The organism is Streptomyces sp. NPDC008079, from assembly GCF_042957385.1.
GTDB lineage: Bacteria > Actinomycetota > Actinomycetes > Streptomycetales > Streptomycetaceae > Actinacidiphila.
Genome location: NZ_JBIBIC010000036.1, coordinates 1 through 19327 on the forward strand (window position 1 = coordinate 1; position 19327 = coordinate 19327).

The 19327-nt window shown below is 72.3% G+C and carries 15 protein-coding genes; 4 read left to right on the top strand and 11 right to left on the bottom strand.

The features are described from left to right. Positions 1-304 precede the first annotated feature (304 nt). The 8 genes from ACFZAM_RS36810 to ACFZAM_RS36845 form a co-directional block, all read right to left on the bottom strand. The gene (locus ACFZAM_RS36810; RefSeq protein WP_391052877.1) at positions 305-919 is read right to left on the bottom strand and encodes a hypothetical protein; all 615 of its coding nucleotides are present in this window, start codon (positions 917-919) and stop codon (positions 305-307) included. A gap of 84 nt (positions 920-1003) precedes the next feature. After that, positions 1004-2455: an adenosylhomocysteinase gene (gene ahcY / locus ACFZAM_RS36815; protein WP_355350085.1), complete on the bottom strand. Its 1452-nt coding sequence runs from the start codon at positions 2453-2455 to the stop codon at positions 1004-1006. A 236-nt stretch (positions 2456-2691) separates the two neighbouring features. Beyond that, complete coding sequence (locus ACFZAM_RS36820; RefSeq protein ID WP_391052882.1) at positions 2692-3651, bottom strand: cation diffusion facilitator family transporter; 960 nt, start codon at positions 3649-3651, stop codon at positions 2692-2694. A 96-nt stretch (positions 3652-3747) separates the two neighbouring features. After that, positions 3748-4947, bottom strand: a complete 1200-nt coding sequence (manA, locus tag ACFZAM_RS36825; RefSeq protein WP_391052885.1) for a mannose-6-phosphate isomerase, class I — start codon at positions 4945-4947, stop codon at positions 3748-3750. Between the two features lie 4 nt (positions 4948-4951). Next, entirely contained in the window at positions 4952-6088 is a 1137-nt protein-coding gene (locus tag ACFZAM_RS36830; RefSeq protein ID WP_355350076.1) for an SIS domain-containing protein, read from the bottom strand. 83 nt (positions 6089-6171) lie between these two features. Further along, positions 6172-6351, bottom strand: coding sequence for a Trm112 family protein (locus tag ACFZAM_RS36835; protein ID WP_188283872.1), 180 nt, complete (start codon positions 6349-6351; stop codon positions 6172-6174). 335 nt (positions 6352-6686) lie between these two features. Next, entirely contained in the window at positions 6687-8045 is a 1359-nt protein-coding gene (locus tag ACFZAM_RS36840; protein ID WP_391052889.1) for a phosphomannomutase/phosphoglucomutase, read from the bottom strand. 225 nt (positions 8046-8270) lie between these two features. Continuing rightward, complete coding sequence (locus ACFZAM_RS36845) at positions 8271-8693, bottom strand: DUF3499 domain-containing protein (RefSeq protein ID WP_355350091.1); 423 nt, start codon at positions 8691-8693, stop codon at positions 8271-8273. A 237-nt stretch (positions 8694-8930) separates the two neighbouring features. On the opposite strand from ACFZAM_RS36845, the gene ACFZAM_RS36850 reads away from it, so the two are divergent. Next, the gene (locus ACFZAM_RS36850) at positions 8931-9374 is read left to right on the top strand and encodes a metallopeptidase family protein (protein WP_391052892.1); all 444 of its coding nucleotides are present in this window, start codon (positions 8931-8933) and stop codon (positions 9372-9374) included. An 80-nt stretch (positions 9375-9454) separates the two neighbouring features. Here ACFZAM_RS36850 and ACFZAM_RS36855 read toward each other — a convergent pair whose 3' ends face one another. The 3 genes from ACFZAM_RS36855 to ACFZAM_RS36865 all read right to left on the bottom strand — a co-directional run bounded on the left by ACFZAM_RS36855 (position 9455) and on the right by ACFZAM_RS36865 (position 15366). Beyond that, entirely contained in the window at positions 9455-10918 is a 1464-nt protein-coding gene (locus tag ACFZAM_RS36855; RefSeq protein WP_391052895.1) for a DUF5719 family protein, read from the bottom strand. After that, positions 10915-14790, bottom strand: a complete 3876-nt coding sequence (locus ACFZAM_RS36860; RefSeq protein WP_391052898.1) for a glycosyltransferase — start codon at positions 14788-14790, stop codon at positions 10915-10917. Before ACFZAM_RS36860 ends, ACFZAM_RS36855 begins: the two co-directional genes overlap by 4 nt. Positions 14791-15102: 312 nt before the next feature. Beyond that, on the bottom strand, positions 15103-15366 hold the full coding sequence (locus ACFZAM_RS36865) for a WhiB family transcriptional regulator (RefSeq protein ID WP_031519519.1): 264 nt from the start codon (positions 15364-15366) through the stop codon (positions 15103-15105). Between the two features lie 631 nt (positions 15367-15997). Between ACFZAM_RS36865 and ACFZAM_RS36870 the strand changes: the two genes are divergently transcribed. Genes ACFZAM_RS36870 through ACFZAM_RS36880 form a run of 3 tightly spaced genes read left to right on the top strand, consistent with a single transcriptional unit; the run spans position 15998 to position 18829 of the window. Continuing rightward, a complete protein-coding gene (locus ACFZAM_RS36870; protein ID WP_391052902.1) occupies positions 15998-16543 on the top strand; it encodes a cysteine dioxygenase in 546 nt (181 codons plus the stop codon). Positions 16544-16556: 13 nt separating this feature from the next. Next, complete coding sequence (cofD, locus tag ACFZAM_RS36875; RefSeq protein WP_355350057.1) at positions 16557-17513, top strand: 2-phospho-L-lactate transferase; 957 nt, start codon at positions 16557-16559, stop codon at positions 17511-17513. Beyond that, positions 17510-18829 carry a coenzyme F420-0:L-glutamate ligase gene (locus tag ACFZAM_RS36880; RefSeq protein ID WP_391052906.1) on the top strand — a complete coding sequence of 440 codons (1320 nt, stop codon included), beginning with the start codon at positions 17510-17512 and terminating at the stop codon, positions 18827-18829. Before cofD ends, ACFZAM_RS36880 begins: the two co-directional genes overlap by 4 nt. Positions 18830-19327 lie beyond the last annotated feature (498 nt).

The following is a 19327-nucleotide window of genomic DNA, read 5'->3' on the forward strand; positions in this document are numbered from 1 at the left end:
ACGCTGTTGAGTTCTCAAGGAACGGAAGCTTCCTTCAGACCGTTTCACCGGCCCTCCGGGCTTTCCCTTCGTCGTGTCTCCGACTTTAGCAGAAGTTCACTGGTCGGAATTACCACTCGCGTTTCGGAGACACGGATGCCCGAACTGAGATTTCTCTCGGCTTGGGTGGTGTGTCTTCGTCGAGCGAAGCGACATGGATCCTAGTCGGTCACCAGCGGACCTGTCCAGCTCGTGACAACCGTTCTAACCTACCTCCCCGCCAACCTTGAGTCAACGGTTCACGGTGAGGAACTTTCAGACGGCCTCACGCGAAGGTCGACGGAGGGGTCTCCAGGTCTTCCAGCTCGATGCCGGGGGCCGCGAGGACCACGTCCCCGGCGATGTGGACGTCGTGCTGATCGCCGGTCGCGAGGTCGTTGACCTGGTACTCGTCCACAGCCAGCGGCCCGTTGTCAGTGGGGTGTGCTGTCCTGGTGATCAAGGACCAGGACTGGTCCACGGTGAGGGGCGCGAGCACGGGGGGCCGGAATGACACGAGACGTACGCGGGTGGCGGGGCCGCCGGGTTCCAGGCGGAGCAGTCGCGCGGTGGCGATCAGGAACGCGGGCGAGGCACCGGTGAAGGCGTGGGCGGCGGCGTTGCCCTCCTGGGCGTGTTCGCCGGTGGGGTCGGTACGGACCCAGGTGACGCCGTCGAGCGCGGCTCCGCGTACCTGCCAGGCGGACGCGTGGAGTTCGAGGCGGATGGGGCGGCCGAGCTGGTCGAGGGTGAGGTCGACCGAGCCCGCGTGATCGCCGCCGGGGGTGGTGGCCTGCGCGGTGTAGCGCCAGCCGGAGGGGCCGGTGGCGCAGTGGAAGTGTTCTGCACCGAGGGGGGTGTGGTCGTGTGTGTCGTGGAACGAGTAACGGCCTCGGGGCATGGTGGGGTCTCGGTGTCTTTCGGTGTGCCGGTGACGTGCGAGGCCCCCGCCTCGGACGGGAGACGGGGGCCAGCGCGCGGTGGATCAGTAGCGGTAGTGGTCGGACTTGTAGGGGCCTTCGACCTTCACGCCGATGTAGGCGGCCTGCTCCGGGCGGAGCGTGGTGAGCTTGACGCCCAGCGCGTCCAGGTGGAGACGGGCGACCTTCTCGTCCAGGTGCTTGGGAAGCACGTAGACGCCGATCGGGTACTCCTCCGGCTTGGTGAACAGCTCGATCTGGGCCAGGGTCTGGTCCGCGAAGGAGTTGGACATCACGAAGGAGGGGTGGCCGGTCGCGTTGCCCAGGTTGAGCAGGCGGCCCTCCGACAGCACGATCAACGTCTTGCCGTCGGGGAAGGTCCAGGTGTGGACCTGCGGCTTGACCTCGTCCTTGACGATGCCGGGGATCTTCGCGAGGCCGGCCATGTCGATCTCGTTGTCGAAGTGGCCGATGTTCCCGACGATGGCCTGGTGCTTCATCTTGGCCATGTCGGAGGCCAGGATGATGTCCTTGTTGCCGGTCGTGGTGACGAAGATGTCGGCGATGCCGACGACGTCGTCGAGGGTGGCGACCTGGTAGCCGTCCATCGCCGCCTGGAGCGCGCAGATCGGGTCGATCTCGGTGATGACGACGCGGGCGCCCTGGCCGCGCAGCGACTCCGCGCAGCCCTTGCCGACGTCGCCGTAGCCGCAGACCACGGCGACCTTGCCGCCGATGAGGACGTCGGTGGCGCGGTTGATGCCGTCGATCAGGGAGTGGCGGCAGCCGTACTTGTTGTCGAACTTAGACTTGGTGACCGCGTCGTTGACGTTGATCGCCGGGAAGAGCAGCGAGCCGTCCTGCTGCATCTCGTAGAGGCGGTGGACGCCGGTGGTGGTCTCCTCGGTGACGCCGCGGATCTCGGACGCGAGCTGCGTCCACTTCTGCGGGTTCTCCCCGAGGGTGCGGTTGAGGAGGCGGAGGACGAACTGCTCCTCCTCGCTCTCCGCGGTGGCCGGGTCCGGGGCGGCGCCGGCCTTCTCGAACTCGACGCCCTTGTGGACCAGGAGCGTGGCGTCGCCGCCGTCGTCCAGGATCATGTTGGGGCCGCCGGTGGCGGTGTTCGGCCAGGTCAGGGCCTGCTCCGTGCACCACCAGTACTCTTCGAGCGTCTCGCCCTTCCAGGCGAAGACGGGGATGCCCTGCGGGTTCTCCTCGGTGCCGTTCGGGCCGACGGCGATGGCCGCGGCCGCGTGGTCCTGGGTGGAGAAGATGTTGCAGGACGCCCAGCGGACCTCGGCGCCGAGGGCGACGAGGGTCTCGATCAGGACGGCGGTCTGCACGGTCATGTGCAGCGAGCCGGTGATACGCGAGCCGGCCAGCGGCTGCGCGGCGGCGTACTCGTTGCGGATGGACATCAGGCCGGGCATCTCGTGCTCGGCGAGGGTGATCTCCTTGCGGCCGTAGGCGGCAAGCGAGAGGTCCGCGACCTTGAAGTCGGTGGCGGTGGTGGTCATATGAAGTGCTCCTCGGTGCTGCGGTCGAGGCGGACGTGGATACGGCGCGGCCACGGGGCGTGTACGGGGATGCCCTCGTGCGGACACACCCGTCCCCTAGCGGCAGCGCAATCCGTCGGAGGCCCTCTCTCCCTCGGCCGGGCATCGCGAGATGACCCGCCCGACCGCCATCAGCAGCGACGTCTGGCTACGACAAAGCTACACCGGACGGGCGGTCCGCCCCAGTGCGCTTCCGGTCACCGGCCGCCAGGAGTCTGGTCCGGGTCGGGGCCCGCGGCGGCGGCCTGCTCGCTGTAGATGTCGGGTTCCAGGTAGACGACGCGGACGAAGGGTTCCGCGGCGCGGATGCGTTCTTCGGCGGCGTCGATGGCGCGGGCGACCTCGGCGGCGGTGTCGTCGTGCTGCACGGCGATCTTGGCGGCGACGAGGAGTTCTTCGGGGCCGAGGTGCAGGGTGCGCATGTGGATGACGCCGGTGACGGTGTCGCCGTCGACGACGGCCGCGCGGATCCTGGCCAGCGAGTCGGGTCCCGCGCCTTCGCCGATCAGCAGCGACTTGGTCTCGGCCGCGAGGACGAGGGCGATGGTGATGAGCAGCAGGCCGATGCAGAGGGTGCCGATGCCGTCCCAGACGCCGTCGCCGGTGGCGAGGGCGATGCCGACGCCGATCAGGGCGAGGACGAGGCCGATGAGGGCGCCGAAGTCCTCCAGGAGGACGACGGGGAGTTCGGGTGCCTTGGCGCGGCGGATGAACTCGGCCCAGGACTGCTTGCCGCGGGTGTGGTTGGACTCCTTGATGGCGGTGCGGAAGGAGTAGCCCTCGGCGATGATCGCGAAGACGAGGACGCCGACCGGCCAGTACCAGTGCTCGATCTCGTGCGGGTGGCGGATCTTCTCGTAGCCCTCGTAGAGCGCGAACATGCCGCCGACGGAGAACAGCACGATCGAGACGAGGAAGGCGTAGACGTAGCGTTCCCTGCCGTAGCCGAAGGGGTGCTCGTCGTTGGCGGCGCGCTTGGCCTTCTTGCCGCCGATCAGGAGAAGCGCCTGGTTGCCGGAGTCGGCGATGGAGTGCACGCCTTCGGCGAGCATCGAGGACGAGCCGCTGAACGCGAAGGCCACGAACTTGGCCACGGCGATGGCCAGGTTGGCGCTCAGCGCCGCGACGATCGCCCGTGTTCCGCCTGACGCGCTCATAGGTGCTGGGGTCCCTTTCGTCGGCCCGGGGTCTGTGTCTTGTCGTACCGGGCGTTGCGGACGCACATTGTTGCAGCCCGTCGGGCTTTTGGTGCGTCAGGCGGCCACGGTGGCCCGGAAAACGGTGCCTTCGCCGGTCAGGGTGGTGCGCTCGCTCGCGGGGACGTACGCCGAATCGCCGGGGGCCAGCGTCAAGGTGGTGCCGTCGCCGTCGCGCAGTTCGGCCCGGCCCGCGGTGCAGAGCAGGATCTGCGGGGTGCCGGAGTCGAGGGTGCGGGCCTGCGCGCCGGGGGCCAGGACGTAGCGGGAGAGCCGGAATTCGTCGATCGGCGCCGCGTACAGCTCTTCGCCGTCGGGGGCGGCCTCGGGGCGCAGGACGCCGGGGTCGCCGGCCTCGAAGCGGACGACGCGCAGGAGTTCGGGGACGTCGATGTGCTTGGGGGTGAGGCCGCAGCGCAGGACGTTGTCGGAGTTGGCCATGATCTCCACGCCGAGGCCGTCGAGGTAGGCGTGCGGGACGCCCGCGCCGAGGTAGAGGGCTTCGCCGGGTTGCAGGCGTACGTAGTTGAGCAGCATCGCGGCGATGACGCCGCGGTCGCCGGGGAAGCTGTGGGCGGCCTGGGCGTAGGCGGCGTAGTCCGCGGCGTAGGGGCTGTCGGTGGTGGACAGCCGGGCGGCGGCCTCGGCCGCGGCGGTGACGGACTCGGCCATCGCCTCGGGTTCGGCGGTGAGGACGGCGGCGAGGACTTCGCGCAGCGCCTTGTCCTCGGGGTGGGCGCGGAGGATGTCGGCGTAGGGGGCGAGGGCGGGGACGCCGAGGCCGTCGATGAGGTCGGCGGCGTCGGTGGGGCGGCGGAAGCCGCACAGTCCGTCGAACGGGGAGAGCGCCACGAGCATTTCGGGCTTGTGGTTGGCGTCCTTGTAGTTGCGGTCGGGGGCGTCGGTCGGGATGCCGCGGGCTTCCTCGTCGGCGAATCCGGCCTTGGCCTGCGCGAGGTCGGGGTGGACCTGGACGGAGAGCGGCGCGCCCGCGGCCAGCACCTTGAACAGGAAGGGCAGCCGGGGGCCGAAGCGCTTGACGGTGGTGTCGCCGAGTTCGGCGCGGGGGTCGGCCGCGATCACCGTGTCGAGTGCGACGGGGCCTTCGCCGCGGTCGATCCGGGAGGGCGCGCCGGGGTGGGCGCCCATCCACAGTTCGGCCTGGGGTTCGCCGGTCGGCGGTGTGCCGAGCAGTTCGGGGATGGCGGTGGTGGATCCCCAGGCGTAGGGGCGGATCGTGTTGGTGAGGCGGTTCATGCGGTCATGATCTCTCAGCCGAGGCGACGGTCAGGTAGACGGTGGCGAAATCCGCGAGGGCGATCAGTTCGGCCGCGGTGTCGAGCGGGCCGCCGGGGGCGGCGGCGATCTCGCTGAGCGGGGTGTCGTGGGCGTACGCCTGCTCGCGGGCGGCGGGGGTGGCGGGTCCGGGCTGCTCGGAGTTCTCCTGGAGGAGCACGATCCGCAGGCGCAGTCCTCCGGGTTCCTCGACGCGGTCGCGGAAGAAGTCCTCGGGGTCGGCGGCCAGGGCGAGGGCGCTGGCCTGGAGGGGGCCGTGGACGGTGAGCGCGGCGGGCAGTTCCGCGGTGAGCGCGGGCTGGCCCGCGCGGGTGCCGAGCACGGTCGCGAAGCGGCGGGCGGCGGTGGCGGAGAGCCGGCCCTGGCTCCACAACAGCGGGAGGGCGTCGGCCAGTTCGGCCGCGAGGGTCTTGGCCGGGTTGGTGTACGTGGCGATGGCGGGGCCGCAGCGGGCGGCGACCTCGTCGAGCCGGTCGGCGACGCCGTACAGCGCCTGGGTGGGTGCGCTCAGCAGGCCGATCCGGTCGGCGAGGGCGAGCAGCGGGGCGAGGAGCGCCCAGAAGGCGCCCGCGTCGTTGGCGGGGTCCTCGTCCGCGGGGTCCGCGCCGTTGCCGAAGGGCGCGGCGAACGGCAGGGCCATGCCGTGCACCTGTTCCACGGCTTCGGCGAGCGGTGCCTTGACCGGGGTGACGGCGGCGGCGGTGCAGCCGCGGCGGTATGCCTGTTCCACGAGGTCGGTCAGGCCCTGCTCGCTGCCCTGCGGGGTGATGAGCAGCAGCAGGTCGAGCGGTCCCGCCCAGCCGGGCAGTGTCCAGCGGGACTGTTGCGGGGTGGGTCCTGTGGGCGGCAGCACCTCGACGGGGCAGGTGCCGGAGCCGAGGGCGACCAGCAGGTCGGCGACCGCGGCGGCGTCGGGTCCGCTGGCCGCGAGCAGGACGGTCCGGGGGCGGCCGTCGGGCCGCAGCGCGGTGACTCCGGCCTCTTCGGCCAGGCGCAGCGCGGTGCGTACGCGGGCGCCGGCGGCGGCGACGCCCAGCAGCAGTCCGCGGCTGTCCGCGCGGGCCAGCGCTTCGGGGTCCTCAAGCAGCGACTCGTCGAACAACGCGACCTCCCGGTCGGAAGCGGCCTGGTCAGGGTCGGCGGATGGATGGGGCGGACGGGCGGTCCGGCGGTCGTGCGGGGGTGTCAGCGGGGGCGGCGGGCCTCGTCGACGAGGAGTACGGGGATGTCGTCGCGAACGGGGTAGGCGAGGCCGCACGTGTCGGAGGTGCAGACCAGCTCGTTCGCGTCGGCGTCCTCGCGGAGCGGGGCGTGGCACGCCGGGCAGGCGAGGATTTCCAGGAGGCTGGGTTCGACGAGCGGCATGGTGGGGTCCTCCGTGCTGGGTGCGGCGAGCGGCGAGGTGCCACCGCGCGCGGGACTGCGGTCGGGATACGGCGGGCGCGTGCTCCGAGCGGTACGGTCCCGGGCCGGGCCGACGGCTCCCGCCGCGTACGTTCTCAGCCTATAGCCGTAGCGCCCGGCCCCGAGTGCGGCCTGTGGATAACTCCGGGCGCGCCCATGCGGTGACCGCGCCCGTACGGCGACGGGACCCGTACGACGACCGGACCCGTACGACGACCAGGCGCGTACGACGGCCGGCCCGCGTACCCCCGGCCGCGTAGGACCCACCCGCGTCGGGCCCGCGAGACCACGCGGGCTCAGGCCCTGACGATCGCCAGGACCTGGTCCCTGACGCGGGCCACGCCCTCCGCGTCGCGCGCCTCGACGTTGAGCCGCAACAGCGGCTCGGTGTTGGAGGCGCGGAGGTTGAACCACCAGTCGGCGGAGGTGACGGTGAGCCCGTCCAGCTCGTCGAAGGTGACGCCGTCCTGGCCGGCGAAGGCGGCGCGGACCGCCGCGGTGCTCGCGGCCTGGTCGGCGACGGTGCTGTTGATCTCGCCGGAGCCCGCGTAGCGGTCGTAGGCGGCGACGAGAGCGGACAGCGGGCCGTCCTGGGCGCCGAGGGCGGCCAGCAGGTGGAGGGCGGCGAGCATGCCGGTGTCGGCGTTCCAGAACTCGCGGAAGTAGTAATGCGCGGAGTGCTCGCCGCCGAAGACGGCGCCGGAATCGGCCATTTCCTGCTTGATGAAGGAGTGGCCGACACGGGTGCGCACCGGGACGCCGCCGTGTTCCCTGACCACCTCGGGCACCGACCAGGACGTGATCAGGTTGTGGATGATCGTGGCGCCGGGGTGCTTGGCCAGTTCGCGGGCGGCGACCAGGGCGGTCACCGCGGACGGGGAGACGGGTTCGCCGCGCTCGTCCACCGCGAAGCAGCGGTCGGCATCGCCGTCGAAGGCCAGGCCGATGTCGGCGCCGGTCTCGCGGACCCGCGCCTGGAGGTCGACCAGATTCTTCGGGTCGAGCGGGTTGGCCTCGTGGTTGGGGAAGGTGCCGTCCAGTTCGAAGTACATCGGCACCAGGTCGACGGGCAGCCCGTCGAGGACGGTGGGCACGGTGTGGCCGCCCATGCCGTTGCCCGCGTCCACGACCACCTTGAGCGGCCGGATTCCGGAGAGGTCGACCAGCGAGCGCAGATAGGCGGCGTAGTCGCCGAGCACGTCGCGCCGCACCAGGGTGCCGGTTTCCACGTCGACGGCGGGGACGCCGTTCTCCAGCCACTTCTCCGCGAGCGCGCGGATGTCGGCGAGGCCGGTGTCCTGGCCGATGGGGGCGGCGCCCGCGCGGCACATCTTGATGCCGTTGTACCGCGCCGGGTTGTGACTGGCCGTGAACATGGCGCCGGGCAGGCCGAGTTGCCCGCTGGCGAAGTACAGCTCGTCGGTGGAGCACAGGCCGATCCCGGTGACGTCCGCGCCGCGGGAGGCGGCGCCGCGCGCGAAGGCGGCGGACAGGCCGGGGGACGAGGGCCGCATGTCGTGTCCGACGACGATCGCCGTGGCGTCGGTGACCGTGGCGAAGGCGGCGCCGAAAATCTCGGCGAGCGGCTCGTCCCACTGGTCGGGTACGACTCCGCGTACGTCGTAGGCCTTGACGAGCTGCGACAAATCGGCCACTGCACACCTCTGGTGAACTCTGGTGAAGGGTCGGAACGGCGCCGGTGGGCGGCGCGGTGGAGTTTCCACCACAACCTACCCCGATGGGGTGAGCGGAGTTTTTCGCCGCCGCCGCGACGCGAGGGGTGGCGTCACGGGAGCCCCGAAAGGGTCAACGGGACGGCGCGAGGGGCGGCTTGCGCGGGGTGGGGACCGCGCGGTGGGGACGGGAGGTGAGGCCGGCTGCTACTGCTCGGGCGAGCGGAGCACGCGCAGATGGCCGCGGCGGGCCACTTCCAGCGGGTCGATGTCGCGCGGGCCAGGGCCCTGCTGGCGGCGCTCCTGGGGGCGGGCCGCCTCGCGCACCGCGTTGGCGAGCGCTTCGAGGTCGTCGCCGCTGGGCCCGACGGGACCGGTGTCCGTCGCCAGGCGGACGACTTCCCAGCCACGGGGCGCGGTCAGCCGCTCGGAGTGCTCGGAGCACAGGTCGTAGCAGTGCGGTTCCGCGTACGTGGCGAGCGGTCCGAGAACGGCGGTGGAGTCCGCGTAGACGTACGTCAGCGTCGCGACGGCGGGACGGCCGCATGCGGTGCGCGAACAGCGACGTACAAGGCTCACGAGGTTGGACGGTACCGCACTCTTGAGCGGGCCGCGACGACTCTCCGCCAGCTCACCCGGTCGTGTCGTCACGTGCCCCCGGAATCGTGCCGTGTGACGGCCGCCGCGCTGACCTGCGCGGACGGAAAACACATGGCAGGCGCGGGGCGGCGGTGCGGGAGAAGTACGACACGCGGTCACGGCCGTGACAGGCGGCGGCTGGCGCATATGCGTCTGATCTATGGCCAGATGCTGACTGCGTGGTGTCCGTCCTGTGCGCACCCGGCGGGAGGGCTAGGCTCATCGCTGATGGAAAGCTCGGCACCTCCTCCTTCCGCACCCCGTCCGCGCCACCGCGACCGCCACGGACGTGGGATGCGCGGGCCCATCGCGCCCCCGCAGGTGCCGCTGGCGCTCAGCCGCGCCGACGCCTTCGACGACCTGGTGCGCGACGCCGCCGACCGGCTGGAAAGGCGCTGGCCGCAGCTCGCCGACGTCGAATTCGCCGTCCAGGAGGTGCCCTGGCCGCAGGACACCCCGCCGACGGACGACGACACGGTGCCGCTGGGCCGTCTCATCGGCGCGGGCAAGGACCGGCCGAGCCGCATCGTGGTCTACCGGCGCCCGGTGGAGATCCGCGCCAAGACCCGCGACGAGCGGGCGCTCCTGGTGCACGAGATCGTCGTGGAGCAGGTCGCGGAGCTGCTCGGCCTGTCCCCCGAGAACGTCGACCCGAAGTACGGCGAGGACTGACACGGCGCGGCGCGGCCCCGACGCGGACCGCCCGCATATGGTGCGGCCCGCGCGGACCGCACCAGGTGCGGGAAAACGCTCTAGTGGTTGAGAATCCCCAGGTCGGCGCGGGCGGCGGGAACATCCACCATGCCGTGGTCGTCGGACATCGGCTGGATCGTGAACATCGGCACCCCGTCCAGCGGGAGCGCCAGCGTCCGTGAGGCGTAGACGCTTCCGCCGGAGACGCGCTCGACGGTCACGGCGAACGTGCCCTTGCCGGACGCGGGCAGCGGCGGCGGGACGGCGACGGTCGTCCCCGCCTTGACGCTGACCGTCTTCGACACCGGCTCACCGCCGGAGGATCCGGCCGACGCGGTGATCTTCACACTGGCGTCCTGGCCGACGGCGACCAGCGACAAGGTGGAGCCCTTGGTGCGGTTGTCGGCGACGGTGGAGCGGGTCTCGATCGCCGGGGTGGCGGGCAGGAACGCCATCTCCTGCTTGGCGCCCTTGCCGCGCGTCACCCGCAGGCCCGCCACCACGGGGACCGCCGCGTGGACCTGGCTGGAGGTGATGACCAGCGAACCCGCCTCGCCCTTGGTGAGGTCACCGAGGTCGACCGCGCTGGTCATACCGCTCTTGACGTGCAGCGTCTCGTGTCCCGCGGGGGTGATCGAGCCGGTCGGCGTCGCCAGCTTCAGCGTGAGGTCGGCGTCGTCGGAACCGGCCGCGTACACCACCAGGCGCACGGTCGCGGCGTCGGCGGGGATGCCGGGCAGCACCAGGCTGGTGGCGGGCTCGGCGGCCGGGGTCAGCCAGTCGCTGCCGAGCTTCTTGTCGATGGCCTGAACGGCCGCGCCGACCCGGCCGCTGCGCGCCACGACGTGCACGGTGAGGTCCTGCGCCTTGTCCGCGACCAGGGTGGACAGCAGCACCGGCTTGGCGGACTTGCCCGCCACGGTGACGCCGTCGCCGGTGGACGCCTTCAGCAGGCCGTCCTTGCCGTACAGCTCGATGTCGACGACCGCCGGGGTGTCGTCGGGGTTCACCAGGTGCAGGAAGTCCTGCCGGTCGGGTCCCGTGCTGGCGCCCGCGAACCAGAATTCGCTGTCAGGTGCCACGCAGGACGCGCCGAGCAGGCCGCGGCCCGCCCCGGTGTCCACGACGGTGGTCTGCTGGACGGTCCAGCCGGGCGCGAGCGGCCCGTCGGCCGTACCGATCAGCGCGGGCGCGTCGGGCTTGTCGGTGGAGCTGGTGGCGGGCTTGCCCGCGGCCTTCAGCGGGGTGAGCGCCTTGCCCTTGGGCGTCGCGGGGACCAGTTGCGCGCTGCCGGAGCCGGTCGCGCCCGCCGTCCCCTGCGGGGTGAACGAGGTGTAGGTGGTGTTGGCGAATTCCGACGAGGACGGCGCCGGGCACAGCAGATTGCTGCGCTGTACGGGCAGCCGGGCCGCGGAGGCCACCGGCGCGGTGTCCCGGTCGCCGCCGCCGGACACCACGGCGGCGCCGGTCAGTACGGCCAGGGCGGCGACGGCGCCCGCCAGGGAGATCGTGCTGCGGTTCACTGGTGGTCGCTCCCGTCGCGGCGCTGGTCGTCTTCGGCGTAGTACGGGGCGGCCGGGTCGGGGTACGCGGCCGGGTCGTAGGGCTGCTGTCCGCCGTACGGCGCCTGCCCGTCGTACTGCTGCTGCGGCGGCTGCTGCTGGTCGTAACCCGCCGTCTCGTCGTAACCGGCCGCCTCTTCGTGGCCGGTCGTCGCGTACGGGTCGTAGGGCGGCGGGGGCTGCTGCGGGTAGCCGTACTGGTCGGTGTAGCCGACCTGCTGCTGCTCGTACGTGCCCGGCTCCGGCACGTACTGCTGCTGCCCGTCCCACTGCTGCTGGGCGGGGTCGGTGCCGTAGCCGGGGTCCTGCCGCGGGTAGCCGTAGAACTGCTCGCCGGTGTCGGGGGCAGGCACCGCGTACGGGTCGTAACCGCCCTCAGAGGGGTCGTACGGGGTCTGAGGCGGTGCGTCGGGGCCCGCGGGTCCGTCCTGGCCCTGCCGACCGTGGTGGGCCTGCTGGGCCTGCTGGGCCGCGTAGGCCGCCTGCTCCTGGCCCTCGGCCTCCGCGGCGTCGGGATCGGCCGCGGCGGCCTCGGCGTCGGCCGCCGCCTGGAGGCGGCGGGCGCGACGGCCCTCGCCCGCACCTTGTGCGGGAATCTGGACGGCGCTGGGCGCGTCGGCCTCCGGCAGGTCGTCGTCGATCTCGCGGCGGCGGCCCGGCAGGGCCAGCACGATGACCACGAGCAGCAGCAGTCCCTGGGCGCCCAGCCAGAAGGTGTGGGTGAACGGCTCCTCATAGGTGACGTCCAGACGGCCGCCGGTGGCGGGCAGCTGGAAGCCCTGCGCCCAGCCGTCGACGGTCGTTCTGGGCAGCGCGGATCCGTTCAGGGTGGCGTGCCAGCCGGGCGCGGCGGAGTCCGCCAGGCGCAATACGCGGCCTTCGGGACCGGCGGGCACCGTGGTGTGCGCCTCGACCTTGCCTGCCGCGACGGCGACGGGCTGCGCGCCCTTGCTGGTGATCGCGATCCTGGAGACCGCGTCGTTGACGCGCCACAATTCGCTGCCGTCCGCCTGGCTCACCCGGGACAAGCCGGGGGTGCTGTCCAGGACGCGGCCCACCGAGCGCGGCGCGCCCTTCTGCGCCAGTACGTAGCGGATGGCGTATCCGGTGAGGCGGCTGCCCTGGTCGGCGCCGGAACCCGCCACCAGGTTGGCGACGACGGTGTCGAGTTCGCTGTCGCGGGACGCCTCCGCGGCCAGTTCGGCGTCGCCGATCCGCGCGCCCGCGCCGCGCACCAGGGAGTACGAGATGCGGCCCGCGGTGCCGTTGAGCACCAGGGTGCGGGCCTGGTCGCGGGAGGTGCTCTCCTCGGCGACGAAGGCGGGCACCTGCTGCGGGTCCTGGCGCTTGATGGGGCCGTTCGCGCCGTCGGCGACCCAGGTGAAGGCGGCCAGCAGCGGCGCGAGGGCCGCGGCCAGCGCGATCAGGCCCGCGACGGGCTGGCGCCAGCCGAAGCCGCTGGCGGCGATCCGCTCCTTGGCGCCTTCCGCGCCGATCGCGGCGGCGGCCAGCAGGGCGAGACCGTAGACGAGGGTGGCGGGGCCCGCCCACGCCTTGGTGTTCTCGATGACGGCGAAGAGCAGTCCGGTCGCGGCGGCGGCCCAGGCGGCGACGATCGCCGGGCGGCGGGTGTCGCGCATCAGGGCGGCGAGCGCGGCCAGGACGACGCCGATCAGCAGGAAGGCGGCGCCCGCCTTGGGTCCGCCGGGGCTGAGCATCAGCAGGTCGATGCCGGAGACGCCCTTGTCGCCGTACGGCAGTCCCGCCTCGTGCAGCAGGCGTCCGGGGTGCGCGAGCAGCGTCAGCGACCAGGGGGCGAGCAGCACGATCGGGGTGATCAGCAGGGCCGCGAAGCGCAGGAGCTGCGGGACCAGGAGCTGCTGCTGGCCGCGGGCCATGCGCCAGCCGAGGGTGGCGGCGGCCAGTGTCAGGGCGATCGGCCAGGTGACCGGGGTGAAGGCGGTGGTGAAGGTGAGCATCAGCGCCAGCGCCCAGGTGGAGCGCCAGCCGGGCCGTGCGCCGCGCTCGATCGCGCCGTCGCCGAGCTGGAGGCCCGCGGTGCCGACGGCGGCGCGCGCCATCAGCGGCAGCAGGATGGCCAGGACGGCGGTGCCGAGCCGTCCGGTGGCCAGCGCCCCGGTGGCGGCGGGCAGGAAGGCGTACGCGACCGACGCCCAGGCGCGCAGCAGGCGCGACTCGACGAGCGGGCGGGAGGCGAAGTAGGCGGTGATTCCGGCCAGCGGCACGGAGGCCACCAGCAGCAGGGTGAGGGTGAGTCCCGTGGAGCCGAAGAGCACGGTCGCGAAGAGCGCGAGGACCGCGATGTACGGGGGCGCGGCCTGGGTGCCGCCGGTGCCCAGCGCGTGCCAGGAACCCGTGTAGGTGCCCCACAGGTCGGAGGCGCCGGGGTCGGCGGGCAGCAGGGCGCCGCCGAAGAGGGCTCCCCCGCCGAGCAGTGAGCGGCAGGCGGCGAGCGAGACGACGAGCAGGACGGCGAAGAGCACGGGGCCCGGCTTGCGGGCGACGCGCTTGAGCCGCGCGAATTGCTCGACTTCCAGGAAGTCGCCGTCCTCGTCGCCCGGTCCGGACTCGACGGAGCCGCCGTGGCGTCCCGCGGCGGCGGACGCGGCGTCCGCGCGGCCCGCGATGTTGCTGACGACCTGGTCGACGGTGGCGCGTACGGTCGCGCCGGGCGGCGGGAAGAGCGGTCGCAGTTCGGAGGGCGGTACGGTGCCGCGGCCTCTTCTGCGTCTGGCGGCCAGCACCCGTCCGGGGCGCAGCAGGACGCCGAGCAGTCCGACGATCTCGTCGACGGCCTGTCCCGGCACCTTGCCGACGAGATAGGCGAGCGTGCGCAATATGGTGCCGACGGCGATCCGCAGCATCACATAGGGCAGCAGCGGGCCGCGGGTGTTGGCCAGCAGGGTGTAGACGGCGCCGGCCTTGTCGACGCGGTGCGGGTTGACCGAGGAGCGGCCCGCGCAGTCGACCGGGCGGCGCTCGCGGGAGGCGGCCTCGGCGTGCCACATGACGGCGTCGGGGGCGACCAGCACGGTGTGGCCCGCCGCTTGGGCGCGCCAGCAGAAGTCGACGTCGTCGCGCATCAGGGGCAGCCTGCGGTCGAATCCGCCCAGCTCCTCCCACACGTCGCGGCGCACCAGCATGCCCGCGGACGACACGGCGAGCACCGGGCGGGTCTGGTCGTGCTGGCCCTGGTCCTGCTCGCGGCGTTCGAGCGCGGTCCAACGGCGACCGCTGCGGGCGATGCTGACGCCGACTTCGAGGAGCTGCCTGCGGTCGAACCAGCTCCGCAGCTTGGGGCCGATGATCGAGGCGGACGGCGAGGCGTCCGCGGTGCGCAGCAGGGCGGCGAGCGCTCCGGGGTCGGGCTCGCAGTCGTCGTGCAGCAGCCACAGCCACTGGACGGGGTCGCCGTGCGGCTGCTCGGGCTCGTCGTACGCGTCGTCGTTCCAACTGCGGCTGACCGGGTCCCAGCCGCTGCGGCGTCCCAGGTACGGCAACTGCTCGGCGCTGAGCGGCGCGGCGACCCTGGCGGCCTCCTCGACGGCGGCGCCGAAGCCGGTGCGGCGGGCCAGGTGCAGGACGCGCTGGTCGCCGAGGGAGTCGGCGAGCAGCCGCGCGGAGTCGTCCGCGCTGCCGGTGTCGGCGGCGATCACGTCCTGGACAGGGCGGTCCTGGGAGAGCAGGCCGGCGAGGGCTTTGGGCAGCCAGCGCGCGCCGTCGTGCGCGACGAGCACGGCGGTGACGACGTGGCGCGGGAACTCAGGGATGCCGGCCGGGAAGAAGGCCGGTGCTGGGCTGTTCACGGACATCGAGGTTCGGGCCCCGGTTCGCTGGACTGCGGTTGACGCATCGGCCGCCGGCGGCGGGGAACGTCTCGGACGGGCCCCCACACTAACGGCTTACACCGGGGGCTCCGTCCGAGTGTGAGAACAACGGCAGCCCGCCTCCCGTGCCGGTGGGCGCGGAAAGCGGGCTGTACGCGGGCTGCAAGCGGGGTGTGCGGGAGCTGTGATCGGGCCGGTGCGCGGTGCCGCGCGAGGGGTCGGGGGCGCGGTCAGGGCTCGGTCGCCGCCCTGCCGCGGACCCGGTCCTGGGACCGGTCGTCGGCCCGGTCGCGTGGGTCAGACGACGCCCTTCTTCAGGCGGCGGCGCTCCCGCTCGGACAGGCCGCCCCAGATGCCGAAGCGTTCGTCGTTGGCCAGGGCGTACTCCAGGCAGTCGGAACGGACTTCACAGGCGAGGCAGACTTTCTTCGCCTCACGCGTGGAACCGCCCTTTTCCGGGAAGAACGACTCGGGGTCGGTCTGCGCACACAGCGCGCGCTCCTGCCAGCCGAGTTCCTCGTCGGCCTCTTCGGCCAGCAGCAACTGGAACTGCTCGGTCATGCGCGCCCCTCGTCTGTCGTGCTTCCCCGTGATGTTGCCGTCACCATGAGCGGCCTAACGACACGAGTGAAATTACAAGTGTGCCGATCCGGGCCAGTCAAGCCGAGATCTGCTATTGGGCCCGTTATTCACTCCGCTGAACCAAGAGGTGACAGAAAGTGTTGATATCGGCCTAAAATCCGGTATCCGTCAACCATGGTCCCGCCGATCCACCGTTCACACCTCGTCAGACGCCTTGGCGACGCGCCACGTTCCGCCATTCGGGTGAAGCGTTGTGGATCACATTCCGATCACAGAAGCACAACAGCACAACGTGCTCTTCATGCGGTTGGGCACCACATATCCGCACACTTCTGCGCACAAACCTTTCACCAACCCTTCCAGCCGGATCAGGTGAAAGATTCGCGACATTCCGGACATCCGGTTGACAAGGTACGGGCGCGACCGGTCTCCTTGACGGCATGCCTGCTGAGCACCACGCGCCTACCCGGACTCGCCGTCGCGAGTCCCGCTGCGTCGCGCTCGCCCAGAGCTGTTGTCGTTCCTGTCGTTGCCGCTGAGCCCCCTGCCCAGGACCTGTCACGGACCTGGCACCGCCTAGCCACTCGCGCATCACGAGGAACACACCTTCATGTACAGCGATGTCTCGATCGCCGGTGACCCGCTCGCCCTTCCCCACCTGCTCCCCCCGGTGCCGCAACACCCACGCACCGTCGCGGAGTTCGCCGGGCTCGCCCGCTCCATCGCCGCCGACCGCGAGCGATGGGCCCCCCAGGTGCGCTACGACGCCACCACCCGATGGTACGCGCGGCTGCGCCGCGGCCCCGGCTACGAGGTGTGGCTGCTGAGCTGGCTGCCCGGTCAGAGCAGCGGGCTGCACGACCACGGCCTGTCGTCCGGTGTGCTCACCGTGCTCCAAGGCGCGCTGCGCGAGCGGGCGCTGCCGAGTGCGAGCACGGGCGCCTCGGGCGGCGCCGGCCGCGAGGTCAACCGGGTGCTGTCGGCGGGCGCGCAGCGTGCCTTCGCGCCCGGTTACGTCCACGAGGTCGTCAACGACGCGTTGGAACCCGCGGTGAGCCTGCACGTCTACTTCCCCGGCCTCACCAAGATGACCCCGTACGCCTGCACGTCCGCCGCCCCGCGGGCCGATACCTCACGGGCCGCCGCGGCGGGCTGACAGACTGGGAACCATGCGAATCGTGGTTCTGGCCGGAGGTATTGGAGGGGCGCGCTTTCTGCGCGGCCTGAAGGCAGCGGCGCCGGAGGCGGAGATCACCGTCATCGGCAACACCGGAGACGACATCCATCTGTTCGGTTTGAAGGTCTGCCCCGACCTCGACACCGTGATGTACACCCTCGGCGGCGGCATCCACGAGGAGCAGGGCTGGGGGCGGGCCGAGGAGACCTTCGCGGTCAAGGAGGAACTCGCCGCGTACGGCGTGGGCCCCGAGTGGTTCGGTCTCGGCGACCGGGACTTCGCCACCCACATCGTGCGCACACAGATGATCGGCGCGGGCTACCCGCTCAGCGCCGTCACCGAAGCGCTGTGCGCCCGCTGGAAGCCCGGCGTGCGGCTCATCCCGATGTCCGACGACCGGATCGAGACCCACGTGCTGGTCGAGATCGACGGCGAGCGCAAGGCCGTTCACTTCCAGGAGTACTGGGTACGGCTGCGCGCCTCCGTCCCCGCGCACGCCGTCGTGCCGGTCGGCGCGGAGGGCGCCAAGCCCGCGCCCGGCGTCCTGGAGGCGATCGGCGAGGCGGACGTCATCGTCTTCCCGCCGTCCAACCCCGTCGTCAGCATCGGCACCATCCTCGCCGTGCCCGGCATCCGCGAGGCCATCGCCGAGGCCGGGGTACCGGTCGTCGGCCTCTCCCCGCTCATCGGCGACGCCCCCGTGCGCGGCATGGCCGACAAGGTGCTGGCCGCCGTCGGGGTCGAGTCGACGGCCGCGGCCGTCGCCGCGCACTACGGCTCCGGGCTGCTCGACGGCTGGCTGGTCGACACCGTCGACGCCGCCGCCGTCCCCGAGGTCGAGGCCGCCGGAATCCGCTGCCGGGCCATCCCCCTGCTCATGGACGGCCCCGAGGCCACGGCCCAGATGGCCAGGGAGGCGCTGACGCTCGCCGAGGAGGTACGGGCATGAACGCGCCGCGCTACGAGGTGTTCGCCGTCCCCGGCATCGGCGAGGTGCAGCCGGGCGCCGACATCGCCAAGCTCATCGCCGCCACCGGGACCGAACTCGCCGACGGCGACGTCCTGCTGGTCACCTCCAAGATCGTCAGCAAGGCCGAGGGCCGGATCGTCAACGCCGACGACCGCGAGGCCGCCATCGACGCCGAGGCCGTACGCCTCGTCGCCCGCCGCGGACCCACCCGCATCGTCGAGACCCGGCACGGCTTCGTCATGGCCGCGGCGGGCGTCGACGCCTCCAACACCGCGGCGGGAACCATCCTTCTGCTCCCCGAGGACCCCGACGCCTCCGCCCGGCGCGTCCGGGACGGCCTCCGCGAGATCCTCGGCGTACGCGTCGGCGTCATCGTCACCGACACCTTCGGGCGGCCCTGGCGCGAAGGTCTCACCGACGTCGCCATCGGCGCCGCCGGGGTCCGCGTCCTGGACGACCTCCGCGGCGGTCTCGACAGCCACGGCAACCTCATGTCCGTGACGGTGACCGCCACCGGGGACGAACTGGCCGCCGCCGGGGACCTGGTCAAGGGGAAGGTCGGGGGGTTGCCGGTGGCCGTCGTACGGGGGCTCGGCGAGGTCGTCGCCGCCGAGGGCGCTCTCGCCGACGGCGACGATTCCGGCGCGCGGCCTCTTGTGCGGGCCGCCGCCAACGACATGTTCCGGCTCGGCACCTCCGAGGCCGTACGCGAGGCCGTCTCGCTGCGGCGGACGGTACGGGAGTTCACCGACGACGCGGTCGACCCCGCCGCCGTTCGACGTGCCGTCGCGCTCGCCGTCACCGCGCCCGCCCCCCACCACACCACTCCGTGGCGGTTCGTCCTCCTGGAGTCGGCCGAGACACGGGAGCGGTTGCTCGACGCCATGCGGGACGCCTGGGCGGCGGACCTGCGGCGCGACGGTTTCTCCGAGGAGTCCGTGGCACGGCGGCTTCGGCGGGGGGACGTGCTGCGGCGCGCTCCTTATCTCGTCGTGCCGTGCCTTGTCGCCGACGGGGCTCACGCCTATCCGGATGCGCGGCGGGGGGCCGCGGAGCGGGAGATGTTCGTGGTGGCGGTGGGGGCGGCCGTCGAGAACTTTCTTGTGGCGCTTGCCGGGGAGGGGCTTGGCTCCGCGTGGGTTTCCTCGACGATGTTCTGCCGTGACGTCGTCCGCGACGTGCTTCGGCTTCCCGCCGATTGGGATCCCATGGGGGCCGTGGCCATTGGGCGGCCGGCCGCCGCGCCGGCCGTTCGGCCGGCTCGCGACTCCGCCGCCTTCATCGCCGTTCGCTGAGCCCCCTCCGGGGGGGTGTCTTTGCCCGCCCGCCCACCCGTGCGGGTGCTTTCTCCGTCTGCGGGTGCCGCTTGTGCCTGGTCGGTGCCGGTCCGGGGTACCTCCTCGAAATCCGTATCACCTGGCCTTCGCGCATTCGGTACCCGGTCGTCAACGTATTTCTGCGGGGGCACCCCGGCCCGTCCCCTCCCGGTACGTCGGCGTCCGACGGTCCGGTGGGGGTGGCCGGGAGGGGGGTGGGTGGGGGTGGGGGCGGCCGACGGTCCGCCGTGGTGCCGGGGCGTGGGGGTGGGTGGGCTCGGGTACGTCGGCATCAGGCTGTCGGTGGGGGTGGCGGAGGGGGTGGGTGGGCTCGGGTACGTCGGCATCAGGCTGTCGGTGGGGGTGGCGGAGGGGGTGGGTGGGCCTAGGGCGTTTCGTTTGGATCATCGGGCGGACCAGATGAAGATGCCGGCGAGGTGGAGTCCGGCGAGGTAGATGGTCGCGGTCTTGTCGTAT

Coding starts and splice junctions, on each gene's coding strand:
- ACFZAM_RS36810 (WP_391052877.1), bottom strand. CDS start 919: ATGCCCCGAGGCCGTTACTCGTTCCACGACACACACGACCACACCCCC.
- cofD (WP_355350057.1), top strand. CDS start 16,557: ATGCGAATCGTGGTTCTGGCCGGAGGTATTGGAGGGGCGCGCTTTCTG.
- ACFZAM_RS36850 (WP_391052892.1), top strand. CDS start 8,931: ATGGAAAGCTCGGCACCTCCTCCTTCCGCACCCCGTCCGCGCCACCGC.
- ahcY (WP_355350085.1), bottom strand. CDS start 2,455: ATGACCACCACCGCCACCGACTTCAAGGTCGCGGACCTCTCGCTTGCC.
- ACFZAM_RS36860 (WP_391052898.1), bottom strand. CDS start 14,790: ATGTCCGTGAACAGCCCAGCACCGGCCTTCTTCCCGGCCGGCATCCCT.
- ACFZAM_RS36870 (WP_391052902.1), top strand. CDS start 15,998: ATGTACAGCGATGTCTCGATCGCCGGTGACCCGCTCGCCCTTCCCCAC.
- manA (WP_391052885.1), bottom strand. CDS start 4,947: ATGAACCGCCTCACCAACACGATCCGCCCCTACGCCTGGGGATCCACC.
- ACFZAM_RS36820 (WP_391052882.1), bottom strand. CDS start 3,651: ATGAGCGCGTCAGGCGGAACACGGGCGATCGTCGCGGCGCTGAGCGCC.
- ACFZAM_RS36880 (WP_391052906.1), top strand. CDS start 17,510: ATGAACGCGCCGCGCTACGAGGTGTTCGCCGTCCCCGGCATCGGCGAG.
- ACFZAM_RS36835 (WP_188283872.1), bottom strand. CDS start 6,351: ATGCCGCTCGTCGAACCCAGCCTCCTGGAAATCCTCGCCTGCCCGGCG.
- ACFZAM_RS36865 (WP_031519519.1), bottom strand. CDS start 15,366: ATGACCGAGCAGTTCCAGTTGCTGCTGGCCGAAGAGGCCGACGAGGAA.